This is a genomic window from Stenotrophomonas sp. HMSC10F07 (assembly GCF_001807895.1).
Classification (GTDB): domain Bacteria; phylum Pseudomonadota; class Gammaproteobacteria; order Xanthomonadales; family Xanthomonadaceae; genus Stenotrophomonas; species Stenotrophomonas sepilia.
Window position 1 is genome coordinate 27,607 of record NZ_KV791460.1, and the last position, 25,605, is coordinate 53,211.

At 67.0% G+C, this 25,605-nt stretch carries 22 protein-coding genes; 15 read left to right on the forward strand and 7 right to left on the reverse strand.

What is annotated here, in order from left to right; genetic code table 11:
- The first annotated feature begins 484 nt into the window (after positions 1–484).
- The 3 genes from prpE to HMPREF3114_RS19970 all read left to right on the forward strand — a co-directional run bounded on the left by prpE (position 485) and on the right by HMPREF3114_RS19970 (position 4,185).
- Positions 485–2,365 (forward strand): propionate--CoA ligase, encoded by a 1,881-nt coding sequence (gene prpE / locus HMPREF3114_RS19960; RefSeq protein WP_005415430.1) that lies wholly within the window; start codon positions 485–487, stop codon positions 2,363–2,365.
- Positions 2,366–2,579: 214 nt separating this feature from the next.
- On the forward strand, positions 2,580–3,083 hold the full coding sequence (locus HMPREF3114_RS19965; RefSeq protein WP_070490513.1) for a hypothetical protein: 504 nt from the start codon (positions 2,580–2,582) through the stop codon (positions 3,081–3,083).
- Positions 3,084–3,129: 46 nt separating this feature from the next.
- Complete coding sequence (locus tag HMPREF3114_RS19970; RefSeq protein ID WP_053501063.1) at positions 3,130–4,185, forward strand: suppressor of fused domain protein; 1,056 nt, start codon at positions 3,130–3,132, stop codon at positions 4,183–4,185.
- A gap of 94 nt (positions 4,186–4,279) precedes the next feature.
- Here HMPREF3114_RS19970 and HMPREF3114_RS19975 read toward each other — a convergent pair whose 3' ends face one another.
- The 5 genes from HMPREF3114_RS19975 to HMPREF3114_RS19995 all read right to left on the reverse strand — a co-directional run bounded on the left by HMPREF3114_RS19975 (position 4,280) and on the right by HMPREF3114_RS19995 (position 9,840).
- A complete protein-coding gene (locus HMPREF3114_RS19975) occupies positions 4,280–4,891 on the reverse strand; it encodes a glutathione S-transferase N-terminal domain-containing protein (RefSeq protein ID WP_053501065.1) in 612 nt (203 codons plus the stop codon).
- Positions 4,892–4,975: 84 nt separating this feature from the next.
- Entirely contained in the window at positions 4,976–5,434 is a 459-nt protein-coding gene (locus HMPREF3114_RS19980; protein WP_004154513.1) for a cell wall hydrolase, read from the reverse strand.
- A gap of 297 nt (positions 5,435–5,731) precedes the next feature.
- Entirely contained in the window at positions 5,732–7,762 is a 2,031-nt protein-coding gene (locus HMPREF3114_RS19985) for an NADPH-dependent 2,4-dienoyl-CoA reductase (protein WP_053501066.1), read from the reverse strand.
- 269 nt (positions 7,763–8,031) lie between these two features.
- Entirely contained in the window at positions 8,032–8,664 is a 633-nt protein-coding gene (locus HMPREF3114_RS19990; RefSeq protein WP_005415435.1) for a membrane protein YczE, read from the reverse strand.
- 156 nt (positions 8,665–8,820) lie between these two features.
- Complete coding sequence (locus HMPREF3114_RS19995) at positions 8,821–9,840, reverse strand: zinc-binding alcohol dehydrogenase family protein (RefSeq protein WP_053501218.1); 1,020 nt, start codon at positions 9,838–9,840, stop codon at positions 8,821–8,823.
- Positions 9,841–10,197: 357 nt separating this feature from the next.
- Between HMPREF3114_RS19995 and HMPREF3114_RS20000 the strand changes: the two genes are divergently transcribed.
- The 4 genes from HMPREF3114_RS20000 (at position 10,198) to HMPREF3114_RS20015 (ending at position 13,261) form a co-directional block, all read left to right on the forward strand.
- Positions 10,198–11,289: an OmpA family protein gene (locus HMPREF3114_RS20000; protein ID WP_049416163.1), complete on the forward strand. Its 1,092-nt coding sequence runs from the start codon at positions 10,198–10,200 to the stop codon at positions 11,287–11,289.
- A 218-nt stretch (positions 11,290–11,507) separates the two neighbouring features.
- Complete coding sequence (locus HMPREF3114_RS20005; RefSeq protein WP_005408235.1) at positions 11,508–12,014, forward strand: hypothetical protein; 507 nt, start codon at positions 11,508–11,510, stop codon at positions 12,012–12,014.
- Positions 12,015–12,034: 20 nt separating this feature from the next.
- On the forward strand, positions 12,035–12,841 hold the full coding sequence (locus tag HMPREF3114_RS20010) for a pseudouridine synthase (RefSeq protein WP_070490515.1): 807 nt from the start codon (positions 12,035–12,037) through the stop codon (positions 12,839–12,841).
- A gap of 84 nt (positions 12,842–12,925) precedes the next feature.
- On the forward strand, positions 12,926–13,261 hold the full coding sequence (locus HMPREF3114_RS20015; RefSeq protein WP_053501208.1) for a hypothetical protein: 336 nt from the start codon (positions 12,926–12,928) through the stop codon (positions 13,259–13,261).
- 83 nt (positions 13,262–13,344) lie between these two features.
- On the opposite strand, the gene kbl is transcribed toward HMPREF3114_RS20015, so the two are convergent.
- Positions 13,345–14,553 (reverse strand): glycine C-acetyltransferase, encoded by a 1,209-nt coding sequence (gene kbl, locus HMPREF3114_RS20020; protein ID WP_005415440.1) that lies wholly within the window; start codon positions 14,551–14,553, stop codon positions 13,345–13,347.
- 205 nt (positions 14,554–14,758) lie between these two features.
- Between kbl and HMPREF3114_RS20025 the strand changes: the two genes are divergently transcribed.
- On the forward strand, positions 14,759–15,454 hold the full coding sequence (locus HMPREF3114_RS20025; protein WP_005415441.1) for a TorF family putative porin: 696 nt from the start codon (positions 14,759–14,761) through the stop codon (positions 15,452–15,454).
- 120 nt (positions 15,455–15,574) lie between these two features.
- Here HMPREF3114_RS20025 and tdh read toward each other — a convergent pair whose 3' ends face one another.
- Positions 15,575–16,597, reverse strand: a complete 1,023-nt coding sequence (gene tdh, locus HMPREF3114_RS20030; RefSeq protein WP_005415442.1) for an L-threonine 3-dehydrogenase — start codon at positions 16,595–16,597, stop codon at positions 15,575–15,577.
- A gap of 373 nt (positions 16,598–16,970) precedes the next feature.
- On the opposite strand from tdh, the gene HMPREF3114_RS20035 reads away from it, so the two are divergent.
- The 7 genes from HMPREF3114_RS20035 to HMPREF3114_RS20065 all read left to right on the forward strand — a co-directional run bounded on the left by HMPREF3114_RS20035 (position 16,971) and on the right by HMPREF3114_RS20065 (position 25,572).
- Positions 16,971–19,133: a S46 family peptidase gene (locus HMPREF3114_RS20035; RefSeq protein ID WP_005415443.1), complete on the forward strand. Its 2,163-nt coding sequence runs from the start codon at positions 16,971–16,973 to the stop codon at positions 19,131–19,133.
- 200 nt (positions 19,134–19,333) lie between these two features.
- Positions 19,334–19,978 carry a histidine phosphatase family protein gene (locus HMPREF3114_RS20040; RefSeq protein WP_005415444.1) on the forward strand — a complete coding sequence of 215 codons (645 nt, stop codon included), beginning with the start codon at positions 19,334–19,336 and terminating at the stop codon, positions 19,976–19,978.
- A gap of 41 nt (positions 19,979–20,019) precedes the next feature.
- Positions 20,020–21,291, forward strand: a complete 1,272-nt coding sequence (gene folC, locus HMPREF3114_RS20045; RefSeq protein ID WP_070490517.1) for a bifunctional tetrahydrofolate synthase/dihydrofolate synthase — start codon at positions 20,020–20,022, stop codon at positions 21,289–21,291.
- An 80-nt stretch (positions 21,292–21,371) separates the two neighbouring features.
- Positions 21,372–22,415: an SPOR domain-containing protein gene (locus tag HMPREF3114_RS20050; protein WP_070490519.1), complete on the forward strand. Its 1,044-nt coding sequence runs from the start codon at positions 21,372–21,374 to the stop codon at positions 22,413–22,415.
- Positions 22,416–22,461: 46 nt separating this feature from the next.
- The gene (locus HMPREF3114_RS20055; RefSeq protein ID WP_053500135.1) at positions 22,462–23,241 is read left to right on the forward strand and encodes a CvpA family protein; all 780 of its coding nucleotides are present in this window, start codon (positions 22,462–22,464) and stop codon (positions 23,239–23,241) included.
- Between the two features lie 30 nt (positions 23,242–23,271).
- Positions 23,272–24,738 (forward strand): amidophosphoribosyltransferase, encoded by a 1,467-nt coding sequence (gene purF, locus HMPREF3114_RS20060; RefSeq protein WP_065185785.1) that lies wholly within the window; start codon positions 23,272–23,274, stop codon positions 24,736–24,738.
- Between the two features lie 9 nt (positions 24,739–24,747).
- Positions 24,748–25,572, forward strand: coding sequence for a ferritin-like domain-containing protein (locus HMPREF3114_RS20065; protein WP_053500133.1), 825 nt, complete (start codon positions 24,748–24,750; stop codon positions 25,570–25,572).
- Positions 25,573–25,605 lie beyond the last annotated feature (33 nt).

Consider the following 25,605-nt stretch of genomic DNA (forward strand, 5'->3'; position numbering starts at 1 on the left):
ACACCGCCCCACCTTCGACAGGTTCACTCGGCTGTTGGTAACGGTGGCCGTTGTTCCGCGCAGCTGTTGGTAGGTGTCGGCCTTGGTCGACACGATTTTTCTGTCAGATATCGAATGAATCATCCACGCATGGCGTGGATTTACCGTGTCGACCAAGGTCGACACCTACCAGCGCAATCCGCCGTTCCGACAGATGGCAGGAAACTGTCGAAGGCGGGGTGGGTCCGGTGGCGGGAGTGTCCGCGGCATGGATGCCGCGGCCAAGCCCCCATGGTCGGGTTAACGGCGTCTCCCGCCACCGGATCCACCCCGCCATCCCCCAGTAAGCCAGCTTCTGCTGTTGCTTTGGCTTTGGCTTCGGCTTCTGCGGGTGCAGGGCTGCAAAGCCCTGCAGAACAAACCCACCCCCTACCAAGGTAGGGCGGCCCGCGCGCCAGCGCCGGACTATCCTCGAACCCATGACTTTGTCTGGGAGGGCTGCGTCATGAACTACGAGGAAACCTACCGTCGCTCGATCGACGAGCCGGAGGCCTTCTGGGGCGAGGAAGCCAAGCGCATCCATTGGCACAAACCGCCGCAGCAGGTGCTCGACTACAGCAACCCGCCGTTCCGGCGCTGGTTCGTCGGCGGCGAAACCAATCTCTGCTACAACGCCGTCGACCGCCACCTGGCAACGCGCGCCGACCAGCTCGCGCTGGTTGCGATTTCCACCGAAACCAACAGCACCCGCGAGATCACCTATCGCCAGCTGTATCGCGAAGTGAACGACTTCGCCGCCGTGCTCAAGCATCTCGGCGTCGGCCACGGTGACCGCGTGGTGATATACATGCCGAACATGGCCGAAGCCGTGTTCGCGATGCTGGCCTGCGCGCGCATCGGTGCGGTGCACTCGGTGGTGTTCGGTGGCTTCGCCGCGCACAACCTGGCGCTGCGCATCGACGATGCGAAGCCGAAGTTGCTGATCGCAGCGGACGCCGGCATGCGCGGTGGCAAGCTGATTCCGTACAAGCCGATGGTCGACGCGGCCTGCGCCGAAGCGGCGTCGCCGCCACCGCACGTGCTGATCGTGTCGCGCGGGCTGGATGCCGCCGAACCCCGCGTGCCGGGTCGCGACGTGGACTACGCCGCGCTGCGTGCACAGGTTGGTGAGGTCGATGTGCCGGTACAGTGGCTGGAAGCGAGCGAGCCGAGCTACCTGCTGTACACCTCCGGTACTACCGGCAAGCCGAAGGGCGTGCAGCGCGATGTCGGTGGTTACGCGGTGGCGATGGCGCAGTCGATGGAGACCGTGTTCGACTGCAAGCCGGGCCAGGTGATGTTCTCCACTTCCGACGTCGGCTGGGCGGTAGGCCACTCGTACAACGTGTACGGCCCGCTGATCGGTGGCTGCACCTCGTTGCTGTACGAGGGGCTGCCGACGAATCCGGACCCGGGTATCTGGTGGGCGCTGTGCGAACAGTACAACGTGCGCACCATGTTCTCCTCACCCACCGCCATCCGCGTGCTGAAGAAGCATGACGCGGACTTCATCCATCGCCACGACCTGCGCGCCCTGAAGTATCTGTTCCTGGCCGGAGAGCCGCTGGACGAACCCACCGCGCACTGGATCAGCGAAGCGCTGGGCAAGCCGATCATCGACAACTACTGGCAGACCGAAACCGGCTGGCCGGCACTGACCCTGCTGCCGGGCCTGGAGATGAAGCCGGTGCGCTTCGGTTCACCGGGCTTCCCCAATCTCGGCTACCGGATGAAGGTGATCGACGAGAACACCGGCGAGGAAGTGGCGCCGGGGCAGAAGGGCGTGCTGGTGGTGTCGCCGCCCTTGCCGCCGGGTTGCATGAGCACGGTGTGGAACGACGACAGCCGTTTCCTGCAGAGCTACTTCAGCCACTTCAAGGAACTGCTGTACAGCTCGCTGGACTGGGCGATCCGCGATGACGATGGCTATACCTTCATCCTCGGCCGTACCGACGATGTGATCAACGTGGCCGGGCATCGTCTGGGCACGCGCGAGATCGAGGAGGCCATCTCCAGCCATCCGCGCGTGGCCGAGGCTGCCGTGATCGGGGTCAAGGACGAGCTGAAGGGGCAGGTGCCGCTGGTGTTCGTCACCCTCAAGCAGGGGCTTGAAGGCGAGGATCCGGCGCCGGTGGTGGCCGAGATGATGGCGACGGTGACGACTTCGCTTGGTGCGGTCGCGCGCCCGGCGCATGTGCACGTGGTCAACGCGCTGCCCAAGACCCGTTCGGGCAAGCTGCTGCGGCGCTCGTTGCAGGCGTTGGCCGAGCAGCGTGACCCGGGCGACCTGTCGACGCTGGACGACCCCAGCGCGCTGGAGGAGATCCGCCGCGCGCTGGGCCGTTGATCCGGTGGTGCCGGCCGCTGGCCGGCCCCCCATCAATCCCGAGGTTGCCGGCCAGCGGCCGGCACTACCCGCTGCACTTGCGCTAAGCTCGCCCTGTCATCGACCTGCAACACGCGGTGCGCGCCGGGGAATGCGCGCGCCGCCCAGGGGTGGCACACAGGGGGGCGTGCCCGTGAGGGTGCGCCGGCATGGCGCATCAAGGGAGGGGGATGCAATGGCATTGCTGCACGCCAAGACGGCTGCTGGCCGTCAGGAAATCGAAGACCGTGGCCGGCGCCTGCCGGCGGCACTGCGTTCAATCCTGCTGATGGTCGATGGCCATCGCGATGACACCGAACTGCGCGGCTTGTTCGATGGCCTGCGCGCACCTCCGGATGCACTGGAGCAGCTGGCCGCACAGGGACTGATCGAGGTGATCGGCGGGAGCGTAGAGGCCGCTCCGACGCGTGGCATCAGCACCGGCCGCGAACAGGACCCGGCGCTGTACCAGCAGTTGTACGACGCGATGAGCGAGGCGGTGCGGCGCCATCTGGGGCTGAAGGGCTACTTCATGCAGTTGAAGATCGAACGCTGCACCGATGCGCTGGCGTTGGAACGCCTTTGCCCGGAACTGCTGGCGGCGGTGGGCAAGGCGCGCAGCCCGGCGCTGGCCCAGCGCTGGTGGCAGGAAACCCAGTCCGCCGTAGTAAACGCTGGCAAAGAGGTCGTGCAGGCCTGAGCCACCGCGTAAAGTGATCGGTTCACTTCCCCACAAGGAGTCCCGCGTGCAGGACGACCACGATGACACCGACACCCCCGGCTGGGACGCGATCAATGCGGCGCTTTCGCCGCTGTATGCCGGGCAGGAGCCGCGACACTACGGCACCGCGCTTCCCTACACGCTCGGCGGCCAGGATCCGCTGGATGGCATCAGCGTGTACTGGGCGGATGCGCCGGTTCCGCATTGGCACTACATCACCTACGGTTTCTCCGAGCTGTATGCCAAGGAGAGCAGTGATGCTGCCGCCAGCGGCTATGGTTTCGAGCTGACGTTCCGTCTCGCTGCCGAAGCCGCTGAGAACGCCGACAGCACGCCGCCGGTGTGGCCGATGAACCTGCTGCAGAACCTGGCGCGCTATGTGTTCGGCAGCGGCAACGTGTTCGAGGATGGCCACCATCTGAATGCCAACGGCCCGATCGCACTGGAGACCGACACGCGGTTGTGCCACCTGGCCTTCATTGCCGACCCGCAGTTGCCGGCACGCGACACCGCCAATGGCCACCTGCAGTTCCTGCAGCTGGTCGGATTGACCGATGAGGAAATGGAGGCAGTCAAGCGCTGGTCTACGCGCGGCGTGCTGCAGGCGCTGCAGCCGGCAATGCCGCTGTGGGTCAGCGACCTGCACCGCGGCAACCTGCTGGAGGACCCTGCGCTGGCGGCAGAGGTGCGGGCCGGCAGCGAGCGCGAAGGCTCCAGCACCGGCATGTTGTTCATCGAGACACTGGACTGGCGCCAGGAGGCGGGCATGACCACGCTGGTGCTTGGCGCCGGCCAGGTGGCGAGCGTGTGCGAACTGCTGCCGCTGCGCCTGCGCCACGGCAGATCGCTGGAACTGGTCAGCCGCGAGCGGCAGTGGGAGTTCATCTCGGACGGGGGCGGTGAAGTGGCGGACGTATCCGCCGACAGCGCGCGCTGGTCACTGGACGAGGCGGGCCTGCAGGCCCTGGCAGGGGTGCACGCCGAGCGCGGGGTCTACCCGCTGGCAGGAAGGTTGCGTATCGAGGTGGTGCCGACCTACCTGCGCGATGCCAAGGGGGAAGTGATCCGCCAGATCGGCTGATCGCGCCAATGAAATCGAGGGGGGGCGGAGCCGCCTGGTAGCCGATGGGGTCAGATCCGTTCGCCACGCGAACGGCTCTGACCCCTGACCAAGGTCAGGCCAGGCCTTCGGCCTTCAGCGCGGCCTGCACGCCGGCATCGGCGTCCATGCGTGCCTTGTAGGCGGCCAGGTTGTCCAGGCCGGACAGATCAACCTTGGTACCGGCGGCCCAGCGCAGGGTGATGTAGAAGTACGGGTCGGCGAAGCTGCGGAAGCCGGCCAGCCAGGGCTTGTCGGCCAGCTGCTTGTCAGCGGTCTCGAACAGGCCACGCAGGCGCTTGTGCGCGGCGGCGCGGATCGCGTCGTACTGGCTCTCGTCGGCGATGAACTTGCCCGGCGCGAACAGCGGCGAGAAGGCCGGGTGCACGTCGGAATTGACGAAGGCCAGCCAGCGGGTGGCTTCGGCGCGCTGGCGCGGGCTGCCATCACCGGCGAGGCCGGCCTGCGGGAAGCTGTCGGCGATGTAGCCCATGATCGCGGCGTTCTGCAGCAGCACGAAGTCGCCGTCGACCAGTGCGGGAACGGCACCGGCCGGATTGATCTTCAGGAATTCCGGACCCTTCAGGGTGTCCTTGTTCAGCAGTTCAACCTCGAACGGCTGGCCGGTCCACTGCAGGGCGATGTGGTCGGCGGTGGAACAGGCACCGGGCTTGCTGTACAGCTTCATGGGAACTCCAGGTGATGCGGGCGGGAAACGCCCACTATCCCAGAGCCCGGCGGCGGCCGGCAACGCTGCCGCCAGCACGGATCGTTACGATTGCCGCGGCTTGAGGTTCTGCACCTTGTAGAAGGTGTGATCGCCGATGGTCGCCACCTGGTAGGCGTTGCGCCAGTTCGGGCTGGCGATGGACAGCGCGGCGAAGTGGCTGGCACCGGGCACGATCTCGCGGCGTTCGCCGGCCGGCAGCGCCCAGTTGCGCTCGGCGTCGAAAGCCACGTTCATCGCTTCGCTCCACGCCGCGTCATTGCCCAGCTGGGTGCCGGGGGAGACGATGGTCGGTGCGAACTGCTTGCGCGCGGTGACCACCTGGCACATCGAGTCGCCCCACAGGCCACTGTCGAGACGGCGCAGGGCGACCTCGGCAACAGCCTGCTGGCCGCGCAGGGTCTGGTCGCGGGCTTCCAGGTAGACGGTGGTGCTCAAACACAGTGAATCAGCGGCCGGCTGAGGCAACAACTGCGACAGCCAGAGAATCCAGGCCAGTTTCATATAACTCCTTGCTCCGTATGGGCCGCACCCTCCGGTTCCGGCCGCGGGGCGACAGGAGGTGGGGGACGACTTGGCGTCATGGGGAGGCGGCCATCGGGGCCGCCCCGTGGGCAGCCCCAAAAGAAACGATCAGTACCGATCGTGGGGACTGCGCCGGCTCACCGGAAACTGGCTGGTGAGCGGAAAGATGGCGCAAGGTAGGGGGGCATAGCCGAACGCATCGTGAACCGCTCGGCTTGACATTCAGGTTCAACCGGGGTGACGGAAATCACATTCCGTCCCCCATTCAGGCGCTCATCAGAGCGCGGCGGCGACCCGGCTGCCCTGGTCGATGGCGCGTTTCGCATCGAGTTCGGCGGCCACGTCGGCACCGCCGATCAGCTGCGCGTTGATGCCGGCCGCCTGCAGTTCGGCCTGCAGCGTGCGGTTCGGTTCCTGCCCGGCGCAGATCACCACATGGTCGACCGGCAGCAGCTGTTCGCTGCCGTCCACGCGGATGCGCAGGCCCTCGTCGTCCACCCCTAGGTACTCGACGCCACCGAGCATGCGCACGCCCTTGGCCTTCAGCGTGGCGCGATGGATCCAGCCGGTGGTCTTGCCCAGCCGCGCGCCCGGCTTGCCCGGGCTGCGCTGCAGCAGCCACAAGCGCCGCGGTGACGGCTCGACCTCGGGCCGACCCAGCGAGCCGCGTGCCTCGAAGCTGGGGTCCACGCCCCATTCGGCCATCCAGCGCTGCGGATCCAGCGAGGGGGATTCACCGGCGTGGCTGAGGAATTCGCCGACATCGAAGCCGATGCCGCCGGCGCCGATGATCGCCGCATTGGCGCCCACTTCGACCCGTCCCAGCAGCACGTCCAGGTAGCTCACCACCTTGGCGTGATCGGCACCGGGGAAATCGACCTTGCGCGGGGTGATGCCGGTGGCCAGCACCACCTCGTCGAAGCCAGCCAGTTGGGAAGCGTCGACGCGGGTGCCCAGGCGCAGCTGTACGCCGGTCTCCTGCAGCGCGTGGCGGAAGTAGCGCAGGGTCTCGTGGAACTCTTCCTTGCCGGGGATGCGCTTGGCCACGTTGAACTGGCCGCCGATCTCATCATTGGCATCGAACAGGGTGACCTGGTGGCCACGTTGGGCAGCGACAGTGGCGCAGGCCAGGCCGGCGGGGCCGGCGCCGACCACCGCAACCTTCTTCGGCGTAGCAGTGGGACGATAGACCAGCTCGGTCTCGTGGGCGGCGCGCGGATTGACCAGGCAGCTGGCCAGCTTGTTCTCGAACACGTGGTCCAGGCAGGCCTGGTTGCAGGCGATGCAGGTGTTGATCGCCTCCGCGCGGCCGGCACGGGCCTTGTTCGGCCACTGCGGGTCGGCCAGCAGCGGGCGTGCCAGCGACACCATGTCGGCGCCGCCACCGGCCAGGATGCGTTCGGCAACGTCGGGCATGTTGATGCGGTTGGTCGCCACCAGCGGTACCTTCACATGCGGCTTGAGCTTGGCGGTGACGCCGGCAAAGGCCGCGCGCGGCACCGAGGTGGCGATGGTCGGAATGCGCGCTTCGTGCCAGCCGATGCCGGAATTGATGATCGTTGCGCCAGCCGCCTCGATCGCCTGCGCCTGTTGAACGATCTCGTCCCAGTCGCTGCCGTCGTCGACCAGATCCACCAGTGACAGGCGGTAGATGATGATGAAGTCCGGGCCACAGGCCTCGCGGATGCGGCGCACGATCTCGACCGCGAAGCGCATGCGCTGGCGCGCGTCGCCGCCCCAGGCATCGGCGCGCTTGTTGGTGCGCGGGGCGATGAACTCGTTGATGAGGTAGCCCTCCGAGCCCATCACTTCCACGCCGTCGTAGCCGGCCTCGCGGGCCAGCTTCGCGCTGCGAGCGTAGTCGGCGATATGGCGCTCTACGCCGCTGGCCGACAATGCGCGCGGGGTGAACGGGTTGATCGGTGCCTTCAGCTTCGACGGTGCCACCGACAACGGGTGGTAGGCATAGCGGCCGGCATGCAGCAACTGCAGGCAGATCTTCGCGCCGTGCTGGTGCGCGGCGGCGGTGAGCTGGCGGTGCGGCCGCACTTCCCAGGGCCAGGACAGCTTGCCACCGAATGGCTTCAGCCAACCGACCACATTGGGCGCGAAGCCGCCGGTGACGATCAGGCCGACGCCGCCCTCGGCGCGCTCGGCGAAGTAGGCCGCCAGCCGTGGGAAGTCGCGGGCGCGATCTTCCAGGCCGGTGTGCATCGAACCCATCAGGACGCGGTTGCGCAGCTGGGTGAAGCCCAGATCCAGCGGGGCGAACAGGTGGGGATAGGCGCTTTCGTTGGCTGGCGACATGGTCGATACGCTTGCGTACGGAAGCGCGAAGCGTGCCGCGAAACGGCGGCCGGGGCAAGGGCCGCTTCTTTGGGAGGGCTGGCCGCTGTCTGACGGTTTGGTAGTGCCGGCCGCTGGCCGGGTGCGCTCGGCACATGCGTGCTGTCGCTCCCGCGTTTCGCTGCGCGAATCGCGGGCCCCACTCACCGGCCTCCAACCCCCGCGCCTGCGGCGCTGCCCCCGAACTGCGGGGGCGGTAGTGCCGGCCGCTGGCCGGCATTGCGGTCAACTCAGGGCGATTGCGGTTGCCGGCCAGCGGCCGGCACTACCGGAGCAGGCCGACCGATCCCGAACCAGCCCAGCGTCACTCCGCACAGCGGCCCGATCAGCAGGGCGAAGGCGAGGGTGCCGAGGCCGACATTGCCGCCCAGGCACCAGCCCAGCAGCAGTACGCTGCCTTCGATCAGGCTGCGCACCTTCCAGATCGGCCAGCCGGTACGGGCATGCAGACCGGTCATCAGGCCATCGCGTGGCCCCGGGCCAAGGCGGGCACCGATGTACAGGCCGGTGGCCAGCGCCACCAGCAGCATGCCGGCACAGAACATCGCCACCTGCCAGCCAAGGCCGACGGCCGGCGGCAGCAGCCACAGCCCGAACTGTGCGGAGGGGCCGATCAGCATCACGTTGAGCACGGTGCCGAGGCCCGGCTTCTGCCGCAGGGGCCACCACAGCAGGAGCACCAATGCACCGATGGCATTGGTTGCCAGGCCGAATGACAGCGGCGTCTGCGCGGCGATGCCCTGCGACAGCACATCCCAGGGTGCCACGCCGATGGCGGCGCGGATCATCAGCGAGGCGCCGAAGCCGTACAGGAACAGGCCGGTGATCAATTGCAGCAGGCGCAAGGGCAGGGCGGTGGGCATGGCGGTCCGGGGGGCGGGGATCTGTTTCCACCGTATCGCCGTTTCTGCACCATCCATAGATACAGATGCCGGCCAATCCGCCGCTACAGGTAGCGTCGATCCCGCGTAGAGGCTGTGGTGTAGAGCCGAGCCCCTGATCGGCTCCGCACCGCGGCGTCAGTCGTCCCAGCCGACCAGCGCCAGCTTGCCCACCGTGCGCCCGCTGGCCAGGCGCTGATGCGCGATGTCCAGGTTGGCCGCATTGATCGTGCCCAGCGTCTCATTGAGCGTACCGCGCAGCTGGCCGGCATCGATCATGCTGGCCGCACGGCTGAGGATGCGGTGCTGTTCGATGCAGTCGGCGGTGGCGAAGCGCGAACGCGCGAACATGAATTCCCAGTGGATGCCGATGCATTTGGCCTTGTAGGGATCGCCGATGCGCAGTGCACCCCGCGGCTCGACGATCAGGCCGACGTGGCCCTGCGGTGCCAGCAGCTGGCCCAGTTCATCCCAGTAGTGGTCGGTGTCGGCCAGATTGAGCGCGACCTGCACCGCATCGATGCCCAGCGCCTGCAACTGGGGCTGCAGTGGCTGCCGATGGTCGATCACATGCGCGGCCCCCATCTGTCGGCACCAGTCGATCGAGGCCTCGCGCGAGGCGGTGGCGATCACCTCGAAACCGGCATGGCGCGCCAGCTGGATCGCCATCGAGCCGACGCCGCCGGCGCCGCCGATCACCAGCAGGTGCTGGCCCACGTGGCGGCGGCCATCGAGCTGCAGCGGCATGCGCTGGAACAGCAGTTCCCAGGCTGTGAGAGTGGTCAGCGGCAGCGCGGCCGCTTCAGCGAAATCGAGCGTGGTCGGCTTGCGGGCGACCAGGCGCTCATCAACCCACTGGTACTGGGCGTTGCAGCCCGGTCGGGTCACGTCACCGGCGAAGTAGACCTCGTCACCGGAGGCGAACAGGCTGGCCTCGTCACCGATGGCTTCGACCACGCCGGCTGCGTCCCAGCCGAGCACCCGGGGAACCTCAAGGGTGGCCGGATCGGTGGCGGCCCGCTGCTTGCCATCGACGGGGTTGACCGAAACCGCTTCGATCCGCACCAGCAGATCGCGGCCGCGAGGAGGCAGCGGCGGTGGCAGGAGGACATCACGCAGGGCGGGCGCGTATTCACGACTCAGGGCGACGGCTTTCATCACGGCTCCGGCTGGGTTCGTGATCCCATCATAAGGTTCCTCACGTTTCCTCAGACGCGCTGAACCGTGTGATGCAGCACGTTGCGCAATATGTCGCTTCTCGCACCTAAACCCCGTCAAACCCTTGCAGCGTGTGGGTCTTGCGGATTTTCATCATCCTGTATAGGGTTTCAACGTCGGACCGGTGGACGGTCGGGCGCAACACTTCACATGTTACGGGACTGTTAACATGGCCTTCACCCGCCTGAGCATAATGTTCGCGGCGGTGGCGTGCTGAATCGGCTGTCGAACATCGACGCACTAGTGCTGGCCCATGCCTCTACCGGTTTCATACCCCCGAAATAGGAGCTGTACTCAATGAACAAGAAGATCCTTACTGCCGCGCTGCTGGGCGGCCTGGCTTTCGCCCAGGCAGCTTCTGCGCAGGAGTTCGATGACCGCTGGTACCTGACCGGTTCGGCCGGCTTCAACTTCCAGGACAGCGACCGTCTGACCAATGACGCTCCGTTCGTGACCCTGGGCCTGGGTAAGTTCATCAGCCCGAACTGGTCGCTGGACGGTGAGCTGAACTACCAGAACCCGAACTTCGACAGCAACCAGGACCTGAACTGGTCGCAGTACGGCGTCTCGCTGGACCTGCGTCGCCACTTCATCAAGGAAGGCCGCGGCTGGAACCCGTACATCGTCGGTGGCCTGGGCTACCAGAAGTCGGAAGAAGAGTACGCTGCGCTCGACAACAACGGCCCGCGCCAGCGTAAGGACGGCAATGTTGCTGCCAAGCTGGGCGTCGGCCTGCAGACCACCTTCGAGAAGCGTGTTGCTGTCCGCGCCGAAGTGGCCTACCGCGCTGACTTCGACGACCAGAGCATCGCCGCACGTGACGAAAGCTGGTTCGGCGACGTGCTGGCTTCGGTCGGCGTCGTGATCCCGCTGGGCCCGGCTCCGGTCGCGGCTGCTCCGGCTCCGGCTCCGGTTGCCCCGAGCTGCGCCGACCTGGACGACGACGGTGACGGCGTCAACAACTGCGACGACAAGTGCCCGAACTCGCAGCCGGGTCAGACCATCGGTCCGGACGGTTGCCCGGTTCCGGTCTCCATCGACCTGAAGGGCGTCAACTTCGACTTCGACAAGTCGAACCTGCGTCCGGACGCCGTGGCGATCCTGAGCGAAGCCACCGAGATCCTGAAGCGTTACCCGGATCTGCGCGTTGAAGTTGCCGGTCACACCGACTCGAAGGGTACCGACGCTTACAACCAGAAGCTGTCGGAGCGTCGTGCTACCGCCGTGTACAACTACCTGACCAAGAACGGCGTTGACGCCGGTCGCCTGGTCGGCCCGATCGGCTACGGCGAGAGCCGTCCGATTGCTCCGAACACCAACCCGGATGGTTCGGACAACCCGGAAGGTCGCGCCAAGAACCGTCGTACCGAGCTGAACGTCCAGAACTAAGTTCTGACGCTCTGCCCGTAGGACACAGCAGGACCCGGCTTCGGCCGGGTCTTGTTGTTTCTGCGGGCAGGACGCTCGCCTGTGACGCGGCAAGGCAACCGTTCGTCGGTCTTTTGTCCGTAAAACCAATAAGTTGTCGTATTCATTGAAAGTGGCGCTTGAAAGCTGACGAGGCATTGCTAAACTCGCCGCGTCACTTCCTTCCGTGGATGCCCCTCATGCTGCGCTCTGCATCGGCCGCCGTCCTGGCGCTGGCCCTGGTTCCCGCCGCCCACGCTGCGGTCGATTGCTCGGTCAACACCAGCGCCTCGCCGCTGCCGTTGCCGGCCACGACCATCGCGCCAGTGGCCGACGAGCTGTACATCCGTGGCAACCAGCTGGGCATGCCGGCCGGTGTGCTGAGCAGCAACTACGATCCGTCGCAGTCGCTGGACCAGGTGCTGCAGCGCCTGCGCATCGACGGCTGCCAGAACATCGCCAAGGCCATTCCGAGCGCACCGGCGGTGAAGCCGAACGATCCGGCGGCCTACAAGCCGCAGACCGAATTCGACAACACGCCCTGGCGCTTCGACATGAGCCAGAACGGCAAGCGCATGACCGCCGAAGAGTTCGACGCCTGGATGAAGGCGCGCGGCGTTCGCGTGGTCAAGGCGCGTCCGGCTCCGGCCGCCACTCCGGCCCCGGCCGAAGCACCGGCTGAGACCAAGCCGGTCGACAAGAAGTAAGCGCCGCGGGGAGCAGAGGCTTGCGCACGCGCCGCCCACCTGCCGCCCCCGCCGCCCGCTCCCGCGCATCGCGTGGGCGTGCGACTCCGAATGTCTCCAGTGGCGTGCGCCATGGCCTGGCGCGGGTGCTGTCCAAGGCGGGTGTGTGCTCGCGCAGCGAGGCTGCGCGCTGGATTGCCGAGGGCCGCGTACGCGTGTCCGGCCGCATCGTTCGTGATCCCGAGTTCCCGATTGCCAGTCCGCCCCCGCCGATCGAGGTCGACGGCCAGCCGATGGGGGCGCCGCAGCGCCTGTACCTGATGCTCAACAAGCCGCGCGGGGTGGTCACCACGGCGCAGGACGAGCGTGGTCGCGACACCGTGTATCGCTGCTTCGATGGTGCCGGCCTGCCGTGGATCGCGCCGGTCGGGCGCCTGGACAAGGCCAGCGAAGGCTTGCTGTTGTTCAGCAATGATCCGCAGTGGGCGGCGCACCTGACCGATCCGGAGACCGGCCCGCAGAAGACCTATCACGTGCAGGTGGATCGTCTGCCCGATGAGGACACTCTGGCCGCGCTGCGCGCCGGTGTCGAAGACGCGGGCGAGCTCCTCGCCGCCCGTGCCGTGCGCGTACTGCGCAGTGGCGACAAGACCGCATGGCTGGAGGTGGTCCTCGACGAGGGCCGCAACCGCCATATCCGCCGCCTGTTGGCGGCCTTCGACCTGCAGGTGCTGCGCCTGGTCCGGGTCGCGATCGGTGGGCTGGTGCTCGGCGATCTCGGCAAGGGCCAGTGGCGGGTTCTGCAGGTCAGCGACCAGCAGCGGCTGGGGGCCGCTGCACCGGGCTGATCATCGCCCGTGGCCGGCAGTTGCCGGCCGCCGTTCCAGGCGTAGGGGGCGCCTGGCTGTCGACATTCCCGAACGGAGCCTGCCATGTACCACCTGACCCTCAATCAAACCCTGCGCTGTGCAGGCCTGCTGCTGCCGATGGTGCTGCTGGCCGCCTGCGGCGGCCACAAGAAGGTGGCCAAGGCGGAAACGCCTGCCGAGACCCCGGTGGTGGAAGTGAAGACCCCGGAGCTGGATGGTCGCGGCAGTTACCGCTTCCTGATGAGCAACGGCGACAAGAAGATGACCGCCGATGAGTTCGATGCCTGGATGAAGGCCAACGGCATCCGCGTTGCCAAGGGCAATGGCCAGGACGCTGCCGCCAAGCCGGTAGTGGTGGCCAGCAAGGAAGAGCCGAAGGGCAAGAAGAAAAAGAAGTGACGCCAGTGGGTGCCGACCTCGGTCGGCACGCCATCAAGCTGCGGTAGGTGCCGACCTTGGTCGGCACGCTTTGACCGCTGGGATCATCCCTTGACCACGCCCAGTTCGACACCGATGCGGGTGAACGCATCAATCGCCCGGTCCAGGTGCTCGCGGCTGTGCGCGGCGCTGATCTGGGTACGGATGCGGGCCTGGCCCTTGGGCACCACCGGGAAGAAGAAGCCGATCGCGTAGATGCCTTCTTCCAGCAGGCGCTCGGCGAACTTCTGCGCCAACGGTGCGTCATACAGCATCACCGGGCTGATCGGATGCACGCCCGGCTTCACGTCGAAACCGGCGGCGGTCATCTTCTCGCGGAAGTAGGCGGTGTTCTCGGCCAGGGTGCTGCGCAGGTCGTCAGCGGCAGCCAGCATTTCGAACGCCTTGATGCCGGCGGCCACCACGTGCGGCGGCAGCGAGTTGGAGAACAGGTACGGGCGCGAGCGCTGGCGCAGCAGTTCGATCACCTCGGCGCTGGCGCAGGTGAAGCCGCCCAGTGCGCCGCCCATGGCCTTGCCCAGAGTGCCGGTGATGATGTCGATCTTCTCCAGCACCCCCTTCACTTCGGCCGAGCCGCGGCCGGTGGCGCCAAGGAAGCCGGTGGCGTGGCATTCGTCGATGTGCACCAGGGCGTTGTACTTCTTTGCCAGCGCGGTGATCTCGTCCAGCGGCGCGATGAAGCCATCCATCGAGAAAACGCCGTCGGTGGTGATCAGCTTGGTCTTGCAGCCGGCGGCATCGGCGGCCTGCAGCTGGGCTTCCAGATCGGCCATGTCACAGTTGGCGTAGCGGAAGCGCTTGGCCTTGCACAGGCGCACGCCGTCGATGATCGAAGCATGGTTCAGTGCATCGGAAATGATCGCGTCGTTCTCGCCAAGCAGCGGCTCGAACAGGCCGCCGTTGGCGTCGAAGCAGGCCGCGTACAGGATGGTGTCCTGCTTGCCGAAGAAGTCGGCGATCTGCTTTTCCAGCTGCTTGTGCAGGTCCTGCGTGCCGCAGATGAAGCGCACCGAGGCCATGCCGAAGCCGTGGGTATCGAGTGCGTCCTTGGCGGCCTGGATCAGGTCCGGATGGTCGGCCAGTCCCAGGTAGTTGTTGGCACAGAAATTCAGCACCTTGCGGCCGTCGTCGAGGGTGATCTCGGCCGACTGCGGGCTGGTGATGATCCGCTCGGACTTGAACAGGCCCTGGGCGCGGATGGCGTCCAGTTCCTCGGCGTAGTGGCGGGTCAGGGCGGAGGAGGCGTCGGTCATGGCGTGGGCACGGCTCTGAACGGGAAACCGCTGATTCTACCGGGCATCGCCGCTTGCCGACCGGCCCGGGCGGGGCATCGCCACGGCCGGCACATGTTGCATCGCAATAGCAAAGTGGTTAAAAATTCGTGAACCGGAGCTGTCCCGTTCCGGCCGATACGCCCGCCCTCGGCCTTCCACGCCACCGCCCCCACCGGAGACGCTCATGAAGCACGCCCGTGCCTGCCTCGCCATTGCCGCTGCCTTGACCCTGGCTGCCCCGTTCGCCGCCAGTGCCCAGGAAAACGAATCGCCGTACAGCTGGAACGTCACCGCCGTGTCGGACTACCTGTTCCGTGGTGTCTCGCAGACCGACGAAAAGCCGACCCTGCAGGCCGGTTTCACCTACACCTCGCCGGTAGGCCTGTATGCCGGTGTCTGGGGGTCGGGCGTGGACTTTGGTCCGGGCGACCCGAACACCGAGGTCGACTACCAGATCGGTTACGGCGTGGACGTCACCCCGCGCGTCAACTTCGATGTGCTGCTGAACCGCTATACCTACATCGGTGCCAGCAACCAGAACTACAACGAGCTGGTGACCACCACCACGCTGGATGAGACCTACAAGCTGACCGTGGCCTACACCAATGACCAGTGGAACAGCGGCACCGACGGTTGGTACTACGGTGTCGGCGGCCAGTGGGGCCTGCCGCGTGACTTCACCCTCAACGCCAATGTCGGCCGCAGCAGCTTCGAGAAGGGCCTGGCCAAGGACTACACCGACTGGAACGTCGGCGTCAGCCGCCAGTTCGGCCTGTTCAACGTCGGCCTGGGCTACTACGGTACCGACGGCAATGGCCGCGACAACTCCGGCAAGCTGGCACACAGCCGGGTGATGCTGAGCGTGGCCGTCGGCAAGTAACGCCGCAGGCGTTACGGTAGGTGCCAGGCTTGCCTGGCACGCATTGCGAAAAAGGCGCCCATCGGGCGCCTTTTTCATTCCGGTGACGCCGGGCATGGCCCGGCGCTACCGTGGGGCGGATCAGTTCCAGCTCAATACCACCTTGCCGGCCTTGCCTTCTTCCATCAGGTCGAAACCCTTCTGGAAGTCGTCGATCGGCAGCTGGTGGGTCATCACCTTGCCGAGCGGGAAGCCGGACAGCACCAGCTGGGTCATCTTGTACCAGGTCTCGTACATCTTGCGGCCGTAGATGCCCTGCACGGTCAGGCCCTTGAAGATGATCTTGTCCCAGTCGCAGCCGGCACCCTTGGGCATGATGCCCAGCATGGCGATCTTGCCACCGTGGTACATGCAGTCGAGCATGTCGTTGAACGCACGAGGGTTGCCGCTCATTTCCAGGCCCACATCGAAGCCCTCCATGTGCAGTTCCTTCATCACGTCCTTCAGCGACTGGTTGGCGACGTTGACCACCCGGGTGGCGCCCATGTCGGCGGCCAGCTTCAGGCGGAAGTCGTTGACGTCGGTCACCACCACGTTGCGCGCACCGATGTGCTTGCAGATGCCGGCAGCGATGATGCCGATCGGGCCCGCGCCGGTGATCAGCACGTCCTCACCGATCACGTCGAATTCCAGTGCGCAGTGCGCTGCGTTGCCGTACGGGTCGAAGAACGCGGCCAGCTCCGACGGGATCTGGTCCGGGATCGGCCACAGGTTGCTGGCCGGCATCACCATGTATTCGGCAAAGGCGCCATTGACGTTGACGCCGATGCCGACGGTGTTCGGGCACAGGTGCGGGCGGCCGCCGCGGCAGTTGCGGCAGTGGCCGCAGACGATGTGGCCTTCGGCCGAGACGCGCTGGCCGATCTCGTAGCCGGTCACGCCCGGGCCGATTTCGGCAATGCGGCCGACAAATTCATGGCCGATGGTCAGGCCCGGCTTGATCGTGCGCTGGCTCCACTCGTCCCACAGGTAGATGTGCAGGTCGGTACCGCAGATCGCGGTCTTCTCGAGCTTGATCAACACCTGGTTGGGGCCCGGAGTCGGCACCGGAACCTCTTCCATCCAGATGCCCTTGGCTGCTTCGCGCTTGACCAGGGCCTTCATCGTTTGCTGCGCCATCGGGGTGGAACTCATCAGGGGGGAAAGCGCGGATTATAGGGTGCCGCGCGGATTTCCCATGTTGCGCTGCGGGTGCAGTGGCGGAACGAAAGGCGTGCGCCGGCGGGCGTTTCGAACGTACTGCGAACAGCAGCGCCTCCCTGATTCCGGGGGAGGGGGCGTGGTCACCCTGGCCGGGACACGCAAAAGCCCATCCATGGCGCCAACAGTCCCGGGCAGGGTGACCACGCCCCCTCTGGACGATTCCGTGTGCGCGGCCGATGTGCGCAGAGCAAGAAGCAGGCCCATGACTTCCGGGGTTCGGGCCGGGGCAGGGCGGCGGGCTACAATCGAGGGTTCCACTACCAGGGGCCGCTCCATGCGCTCGAACCTGCTTGCATTCTCCATCGTCGCCAGCCTTGGGCTGGTCCAGGTCGCCCACGCCGCAGAAGGCATGTGGGTGCCGCAGCAGTTGCCGGAAATTGCCGGGCCGCTGCAGAAGGCCGGCCTGAAGCTGTCCCCGGAGCAGCTGGCCGACCTGACCGGTGACCCGATGGGTGCGGTGGTTGCGCTGGGGGGCTGCACTGCCAGCTTCGTCTCGCCGCAGGGCCTGGTGGTCACCAACCACCACTGCGCGTATGGCGCCATCCAGCTGAATTCGACCGCGCAGAAGAACCTGATCAAGGACGGCTTCAACGCGCCTACCCTGAAGGACGAACTGAGCGCCGGCCCGAACGCCCGCGTGTTCGTGCTCGACCAGATCACCGACGTCACCGCCCAGGCCAAGGCCGCCATCGCCGCCGCCGGCAACGACCCGCTGGCCCGCAGTCGCGCGCTGGACGCCTTCGACAAGGCCCAGGTTGCCGCCTGTGAAGCCGATGCCGGCTTCCGCTGCCGCCTGTACAGCTTCTCCGGCGGCAACACCTATCGCCTGTTCCGCAACATGGAAATCAAGGACGTGCGCCTGGTCTACGCGCCCCCGGGCAGCGTCGGCAAGTTCGGCGGCGACGTCGACAACTGGATGTGGCCGCGCCACACCGGCGATTTCTCGTTCTACCGCGCCTACGTCGGCAAGGACGGCAAGCCGGCCGCCTTCGCCGCCGACAACGTGCCATACCAGCCCAAGCACTTCCTGAAGTTCGCCGACCAGCCGCTGGGCGCCGACGACTTCGTGATGGTGGCCGGCTACCCGGGCCGCACCAACCGCTACGCGCTGGCCGGTGAGTTCAACGAAACCGCCAGCTTCACCTACCCGACCATCGCCAAGCACTACAACGCCGTGCTGAAGATGATCGCCGACGCCGGCAAGGCCGACGCCGACGTCAAGGTGAAGTACGCTGCCACCGCCGCCAGCATGAACAACGTGGCCAAGAACTACCTGGGCCAGCTGGAAGGCTTCAAGCGCATCGACGCCGCCGGCCAGAAGCAGGCTGAAGAAGCTGCCGTGCTGGCCTGGCTGAAGAAGCAGGGTGCCGCCGGCAAGCCGGCCCTGGCGGCGCACGCGCAGCTGGTCAAGCACCTGGATACCAGCAAGGCGACCCGCGAGCGCGACCTGTTCGTCGGGCAGTTCAACAACACCTCGGCCGTTGGTGCGGCAATCACCCTGTACCGCCTGTCGATCGAGCGCAGCAAGCCGGATGCCGAGCGCGAAGCCGGTTACCAGGAACGCGACCTGACCACCATCGAAGGTGGCCTCAAGCAGATGGACCGCCGCTATGTGGCGAAGATGGACCAGCAGCTGCAGGCCTACTGGCTGGAGCAGTACGTGGCCCTGCCGGCCGCGCAGCGCGACAATGAAGTGCTGAACAAGTGGCTGGCCGGTAGCGATGCCAACGCAGTCAAGGCGCTGGTGGGCAAGCTGTCGGGCACCGAGCTCGGCAGCCTGGACGCACGCCTGAAATGGTTCAAGGCCGACCGTGCCACATTCGAAGCCAGCAGCGATCCGGCCATCCAGTACGCCGTGGCTGTCATGCCGGCACTGCTGAAGCAGGAAGAGCAGAAGAAGATCCGCGAAGGTGAATCGCTGACCGCGCGTCCGCTGTACCTGCAGGCCGTGGCCGACTACAAGAAGAGCCAGGGCGAGTTCGTCTACCCGGACGCCAACCTGTCGCTGCGCATCACCTTCGGCAACGTCATGGGCTACGGCAAGGACGGCGTGAAGTACACCCCGTTCACCACCCTGGAAGGCGTGGCGGCGAAGGAAACCGGTGAAGATCCGTTCGATTCGCCGAAGGCGCTGCTCGATGCGGTCAAGGCCAAGCGTTATGGCGGCCTGGAAGACAAGCGCATCGGTTCGGTGCCGGTGAACTTCCTGTCCAACCTGGACATCACCGGCGGCAATTCGGGTTCGCCGGTGCTGGACGCCAACGGCAAGCTGGTCGGCCTGGCATTCGATGGCAACTGGGAATCGGTCAGCTCCAACTGGGTGTTCGACCCGGTGATGACCCGCATGATCGCCGTCGACAGCCGCTACATGCAGTGGATCATGCAGGAAGTGGCGCCGGCGCCGCAGCTGCTGAAGGAACTGAACCTGGCGAAATAAACCGGTTGCGGTAGTGCCGGCCGCTGGCCGGCAAACCCGACCCGATGGCCGGGAATTCCGAAACCCCGCGACCCACGTCGCGGGGTTTTTTCATGCCCGCCCCGACCCGGCGCGCCGAACAGGTATCATCCGTGTTCCGCGCACTTCACAGGATGTGAACGAAACGCGGGAACCTCCTCCCCCCAGGACCCCTTGCACGCATGCGCATCCTGCTTGCCCGCCACGGTGAAACGCCGTGGAACGCCGAAGGCCGCTATCAGGGCCAGATCGACATCCCGCTGTCGCCGATCGGCGAAGCCCAGGCCCAGGCACTGGGTGCCCGCCTGGCCTCGGTCGACATCACCCGTGCCGTCGCCTCGCCGCTGTCGCGCGCGCAGCGCACCGCGCAGCTGGCGCTTGGCGCCGCCCGTGCCGACATGCTGCTGACCGAGCCGGAACTGCAGGAAATCGCCCACGGCGAATGGGAAGGGCTGCTGGCCAGCGAGATCCACGAGAAGGATCCGTCGCGCCTGCAGGCCTGGCGCGAGGAGCCGGATACCGTGTTGATGCCCGGCGGCGAATCGCTGCGCCTGGTGCTGGAGCGCAGCTGGCGCGGCCTGGCCCGCGCCACCGACGGCCTCGGCGAGCACGACACCCTGCTGGTGGTTGCCCATGACGCGGTGAACCGCGTGATCCTGTGCAAGGTGCTGGGCCTGCCGATCTCCCGCCTGTGGACCTTCCGCCAGGCACCGACCACGCTCAACCTGCTCGAAGGCGCCGACCTTGACAGCCTGGAAGTGGTGCGCCTGAACGACTGCGCGCACCACACGCCGTTCTTCGGCGAAGCCAAGCACCGCGCACTCTGATCGATCCCCTCGCACCAACTGCTTCTGCTGGAACCGCTGCCGTGACGAACACCCCGACCACCCTGGCCGACTGGCTGGACTACATTGAACGCCAGCATCCGGCGAGCATCGACATGGGCCTGGAGCGCGTGCGCGCCGTGGCCACGGCGATGGGCCTGGGGGCGCCGGCCAAGCGCACCATCGTGGTCGGTGGCACCAACGGCAAGGGCTCCACCGTGGCCTTCATCGAAGCCATTGCACGTGCCGCCGGCTGGAAGGTCGGCGCGTACACCTCGCCGCACCTGCTGCGCTACAACGAGCGCGTGCGTATCGACGGCCAGGACGTGGACGATGCCGCGCTGGTCGCTGCGTTCAGTGCGGTCGAGGCCGCGCGTGGCGAGACCACGCTGACCTATTTCGAGTACGGCACGCTGGCTGCGCTGCAGCTGTTCGCCGACGCCGGGCTGGACCTGGCGGTGCTGGAAGTGGGCCTGGGCGGCCGCCTGGATGCGGTCAACATCGTCGATGCCGACGTGGCGGTGATCACCACCGTGGACATCGACCACGCCGAATGGCTGGGCGAGGACCGCGAGGCGATCGGCACCGAGAAGGCCGGCATCATCCGCGGCTGGAAGCCGGTGATCCTGGGCGAGACCGACCCGCCCTCGAGCGTGCTCGCGCGTGCCTACCTGGTCGGTGCCAACGCGATCCGCGGCGGCAGCGATTACTTCTACGAGCCGATCGACGCCCAGCGCTGGCGCTGGCGCGATGTCGGCCTGCGCATGGAGCTGCCGACCCCGGCGCTGGCCGGCCCGATCCAGCTGGCCAATGCCGGTGCGGCCATCGCCGCGCTGCGCGCGCTGGACAAGCCGGTGCCGCGCGCGGCGTGGGCCGCCGGTATCGCGGCGGCGCGCATTCCGGGCCGCCTGCAGGCGTTCGAGCGTGGCGGTGTGCAGATCCGCGTCGACGTCGGGCACAACCCGCAGGCGGCGGGCCAGCTGGCGCGCGCGCTGAAGGCCGAGGCGTCGGCCGGGCGCACCTTGGCGGTGTATGCCGCATTGCAGGACAAGGACGCGGCGGGTGTGGTGCAGGCATTGCAGGGCGTGGTTGGCGAGTGGACCCTTGCCGGCCTGGACGGCCCGCGTGGCCAGAGTGCCGCCCAGTTGCAGGCGCGCCTGGCCGAGACCGCTGCTGGCAGCGCGCAGCTGGCCGCTTCGGTCGAACAGGCGCTGGCGCAGGTACTGGCCCGGGCCGAGCGCGGTGACCGCGTACTGGTGTTTGGCTCCTTCCATACCGCTGCCGCCGCGTTGCAGTGGTTGCAGGGCAGCGCCTGAGCCACGTTCAGCCAATCCCGACGCCGTCCGGTCCGGCACCCGTATAATCGACCGCAACCTCCGGACAGTTGCCGCCTCACGTGGATACGCCTCTGAAACAGCGTCTGATTGGTGCCATCGTGCTGGTTGCACTGGCCGTGATTTTCCTGCCGATGCTGGTCAAGGGGCCTGCACCGGACAGCGGCGTGGCCTCGGTGCCGATCGCCGCGCCGGATGCACCGGCCGATGGCCAGTTCGAAACCCGTGAACTGCCGCTGGTGGCCCCGGCCGGTGGGGCTACCGGCCTGCAGACCGGGCAGGCCAAGCCGCTGCAGGAGGCCGCCACGCCGGCCACGCCGTCGACCGTGGACACGTCCCCGGCGGTTGCCGCCGGCAACTACGCCGTCACTTTCGGCGCATACGGCAGCAAGGCCGACGCCGATGCCGTGATCGCCTACCTGCAGCGCTCGCAGCTGCCGGGCTTCGCAGAAGCGACTACCATCAACGGCCGTCAGGCATGGCGTGTGCGCGTGGGGCCGTATGCCGACCGTGCACAGGCCGAGGCGGCCCGGCTGCAGGCGGTGAAGATCCGCGCCGATGTGAAGGCCGAAGTGATCACTCTGGATGCCGCAACGGGCAGCAGCGCCCCGGTGGCAGCTACCCCGGCACCGGCTACGCCAAGCGCCAGTACCCCGTCCGCAGCCACCTCGCCGTCCGCCAGCAGCAACCCGGTGCGCAGCGAAAGCCTGCCGCCGAGTACGCCGACTGCGACGGCCACTCCGGCGGCCAAGCCCGAGCCGCCGAAGCCGGCGCCGAAGCCCGAAACCCCGAAGCCCGAGCCGAAGCCGGAGGCCACTGCCAGCAAGCCGGCGACGGCACCGGCCACGCCGGCTGCACCGGCGGCCAGCGGCGTCGGCTTCGCCGTGCAGCTGGGCGCGTTCGGCCAGGCCAGCGATGCCAATGCGCTGCGTGACAAGGTCCGTGCTGCCGGTTTCAGCGCCTTCGTCGAGCAGGTGCGTACCGAAAAGGGCACCCTGCATCGCGTCCGTGTCGGACCGGTGGCCAACCGGGCTGACGCCGAACAGCTGAAGGCGCAGGTCGCCGCCAAGGTTGGCGTCGCCGGCATGGTCCGACCGCACCCATGACCGACGTGCAGGCCCGTTGCCAGCGCCGCCGAAGGAGCGGGGCGCCATGATCGACGTGGTGCTGCTGATCGTGATCGCTGCCTCGACCCTGCTCGGGATGCTGCGTGGCTTCGTGGGAATCGTCATCGGCACGTTGTCGTGGCTGCTGGCCGCGTGGGCGGCCTTCGCCTTCGGCAACGATGCCGCGCGCTGGTGGGCGGCACCCGCGGCACCTGGCGGCGAACATTTCGTCGGCGGCTACCTGGGCGTGGGCATTGGGGTGATGATCGTGGTTGCGGTGATCGGCATGGTCATCAAGGCGATGATCCACCGCAGCATGCTGACCAGCCTGGACCGGTTGCTGGGCGGTGTACTGGGGGCCGTGCGTGGTGGCCTGATCGCGGCGGTCCTGCTGCTGCTGGCCGGCTTCACCCCGCTGACCGCCGAGCCCTCCTGGAAGCGCTCGGCGGTTCGCCCGGTGCTGAATCCGGCCGTGGCCTGGATGAACGGGAAGCTGCCGCACTGGCAGGTACCCGGCGCCGACATGCTGCCCAAGGCCTTGCCGACCGACATGCTGTCCCCATCTGCATTGATGGAATTGGGGAAGAATGCAGGCGCCGGGTTGGGAAAGCCGGGCGCGGCAGGCGATAATGGCATCCTCAACCAGGTAGTGGCGGGCGGCGGATGGCTGCGGCCCGCGAAAGCGGAACAGGGCGATGCATACGATCCGGCCGAAGTGCGCCCGGACGCCCCAGCACTGCCGGACAGTATCGAGCCGGACGATCCGGCCAATGTCGACCGCAGGCGCGGCGACCACCGCGGCCAGGTACGGCCACCTTCCTTGTAACTGGGCACAGCCCAGCGGAGACCTCGCACCATGTGTGGCATCGTCGGAATCGTCGGCAACCAGAACGTCGCCGGGCAGTTGTATGACGGCTTGACCGTTCTCCAGCACCGCGGCCAGGACGCGGCAGGTATCGCCACCGCCAATGGCAGCCGCCTGCGGGTGCAGAAGGCCACCGGCCTGGTCCGCGATGTGTTCGACGCTCGCACCATGTCCACGCTGGAAGGCAGCGTCGGCATCGCGCACGTGCGCTATCCGACGGCAGGTTCGGAAGGCATGGACGAGGCACAGCCGTTCTACGTGAATTCACCGTACGGCATCGCGCTGGCCCACAACGGCAACCTGATCAACACCGAGGCGCTGCGCCAGCAGGTGTTCGAACAGGACCGGCGCAACGTCAACACCGATTCGGACAGCGAAGTGCTGTTGAACGTGTTTGCCTACGAACTGGAGCAGCAGCGCCAGCTCAGCCCGGAAGCCGCGATCCGCGCGGTGGCCGGCGTGCATCGCCGCTGCAAGGGCGGCTATGCAGTGGTCAGCGTGGTGCTGGGCCTGGGCCTGGTGGCCTTCCGCGACCCGCATGGCATCCGCCCGCTGGTGCTGGGCAAGCGCAGCCACGCAGAAGGCGAGGAGTACATCGTGGCGTCCGAGTCGGCCGCGCTGGACGTGCTGGGTTTCCAGCGCGTGCGTGACGTGCAGCCGGGCGAAGCGCTGGTGATCACCGCGCGCGGCGAACTGTTCTCGGAAATCTGCGCCGAGCCGGCCGAGCACACCCCGTGCATCTTCGAATACGTGTACTTCGCGCGACCGGATTCGATGATCGACAACGTCTCGGTGCACAAGGCACGCATGCGCATGGGCATCAAGCTGGGCGAGAAGATCCTGCGCCTGCGCCCGGACCACGACATCGACACCATCATCCCGATCCCGGATACCTCGCGCGATGCCGCGCTGGAGATCTCCAATGTGCTCGGGGTGAAGTACCGCGAAGGCTTCATCAAGAACCGCTACATCGGCCGCACCTTCATCATGCCGGGGCAGGGGGAACGCGTGAAGTCGGTGCGCCGCAAGCTCAACCCGATCCACCTGGAGTTCCGCAACCGCGTGGTGCTGCTGGTGGACGATTCGATCGTGCGTGGCACCACCAGCCAGCAGATCGTGCAGATGGCCCGTGATGCCGGCGCGCGCAAGGTCTACCTGGCCAGCGCCGCGCCGCCGGTGCGCTACCCGAACATCTACGGCATCGACATGCCGGCGGCCGAAGAGCTGGTCGCGCACAACCGCACGGTGGAAGAGATCGAGGCCCACCTGGGCTGCGACTGGCTGATCTACCAGGACCTGGAAGACATGGAAGCGGCGGTGAGCGAAGGCAACCCGGCGCTGCGCAGCTTCGATTCGTCCTGCTTCAACGGCCACTACCCGACCGGTATCGAGCCGGGCTACTTCGAGCGCATCCAGCAGTTGCGTTCGGACGATGCCAAGCACAAGCGCCGCGCCTGAGGATCAGGCGTGGTGGATGTGCCCGACGTTGGTGGCGACCTGCTGCGCGCTGCGCAGCAGTGCCTGGCTGAAGCCGATCCGCTGCGCAAGGTCGCATTGACCCAGGCGTATGCGGCCGCGTTCCGTGCCGGTCGCCTGAAGGTGGCCGCGGATGCGCCGCCGCCGGATCCGATCTGCATGCCGGGTCGTCCGGGACGACTGGTGCTGGTGCATCCGCGCGAGGTACCACGGCGTGGACTGGGCGGCGTGGAAGGGCGGGCTGCCTTCATCCACGCCATCGCCCACATCGAGCTCAACGCGATCGACCTGGCCTGGGACGCGGTGTACCGGTTCCGGGGCCTGCCGTCGGCGTTCCATGCTGATTGGGTCAGCTGTGCCGATGACGAATCGCGGCATTTCATGCTGCTGCGCGAGCGCCTGCAGGTGCATGGCCACGACTATGCTGATTTCCCCGCACACAACGGTCTGTGGGAAATGTGCGAAAAGACCGCGCATGACGGCCTGGCGCGCATGGCGCTGGTGCCGCGCGTGCTGGAAGCGCGTGGCCTGGACGTCACCCCGGGCATGATCGAGAAGCTGCGCAATGTCGGTGATGGCGAAACCGCCGATGTGCTGGAGGTGATCCTGCGCGAGGAAGTGGCGCATGTTGCCGCCGGTTCGCGCTGGTATCGCTGGTACTGCGACCGCGCCGGTGTCGAGCCGCGCGCGCGTTTCAAGGAGCTGCTGGTGGAGTACGCCGGCGGCTACCTGCATGGGCCGTTCAACATGGAAGCGCGCCTGCTGGCCGGATTCGATGCGGACGAACTCGCCAACCTGGTCGAGCAGGCCGTTTGAAAAAAGGGGACGGAGGGAATTAAGTCGTTTGTG

What these genes read in the sequence shown, in the direction of transcription:
- HMPREF3114_RS20040 (WP_005415444.1), top strand. Translation starts at nt 19,334, where the DNA reads ATGCGCATCCTGCTTGCCCGCCACGGTGAAACGCCGTGGAACGCCGAA.
- prpE (WP_005415430.1), top strand. Translation starts at nt 485, where the DNA reads ATGAACTACGAGGAAACCTACCGTCGCTCGATCGACGAGCCGGAGGCC.
- HMPREF3114_RS20035 (WP_005415443.1), top strand. Translation starts at nt 16,971, where the DNA reads ATGCGCTCGAACCTGCTTGCATTCTCCATCGTCGCCAGCCTTGGGCTG.
- HMPREF3114_RS19985 (WP_053501066.1), bottom strand. Translation starts at nt 7,762, where the DNA reads ATGTCGCCAGCCAACGAAAGCGCCTATCCCCACCTGTTCGCCCCGCTG.
- HMPREF3114_RS20015 (WP_053501208.1), top strand. Translation starts at nt 12,926, where the DNA reads ATGTACCACCTGACCCTCAATCAAACCCTGCGCTGTGCAGGCCTGCTG.
- HMPREF3114_RS19965 (WP_070490513.1), top strand. Translation starts at nt 2,580, where the DNA reads ATGGCATTGCTGCACGCCAAGACGGCTGCTGGCCGTCAGGAAATCGAA.
- HMPREF3114_RS19995 (WP_053501218.1), bottom strand. Translation starts at nt 9,840, where the DNA reads ATGAAAGCCGTCGCCCTGAGTCGTGAATACGCGCCCGCCCTGCGTGAT.
- HMPREF3114_RS20055 (WP_053500135.1), top strand. Translation starts at nt 22,462, where the DNA reads ATGATCGACGTGGTGCTGCTGATCGTGATCGCTGCCTCGACCCTGCTC.
- HMPREF3114_RS19990 (WP_005415435.1), bottom strand. Translation starts at nt 8,664, where the DNA reads ATGCCCACCGCCCTGCCCTTGCGCCTGCTGCAATTGATCACCGGCCTG.
- HMPREF3114_RS20005 (WP_005408235.1), top strand. Translation starts at nt 11,508, where the DNA reads ATGCTGCGCTCTGCATCGGCCGCCGTCCTGGCGCTGGCCCTGGTTCCC.
- HMPREF3114_RS20025 (WP_005415441.1), top strand. Translation starts at nt 14,759, where the DNA reads ATGAAGCACGCCCGTGCCTGCCTCGCCATTGCCGCTGCCTTGACCCTG.
- kbl (WP_005415440.1), bottom strand. Translation starts at nt 14,553, where the DNA reads ATGACCGACGCCTCCTCCGCCCTGACCCGCCACTACGCCGAGGAACTG.
- HMPREF3114_RS19980 (WP_004154513.1), bottom strand. Translation starts at nt 5,434, where the DNA reads ATGAAACTGGCCTGGATTCTCTGGCTGTCGCAGTTGTTGCCTCAGCCG.
- HMPREF3114_RS19975 (WP_053501065.1), bottom strand. Translation starts at nt 4,891, where the DNA reads ATGAAGCTGTACAGCAAGCCCGGTGCCTGTTCCACCGCCGACCACATC.
- HMPREF3114_RS20000 (WP_049416163.1), top strand. Translation starts at nt 10,198, where the DNA reads ATGAACAAGAAGATCCTTACTGCCGCGCTGCTGGGCGGCCTGGCTTTC.
- purF (WP_065185785.1), top strand. Translation starts at nt 23,272, where the DNA reads ATGTGTGGCATCGTCGGAATCGTCGGCAACCAGAACGTCGCCGGGCAG.
- tdh (WP_005415442.1), bottom strand. Translation starts at nt 16,597, where the DNA reads ATGAAGGCCCTGGTCAAGCGCGAAGCAGCCAAGGGCATCTGGATGGAA.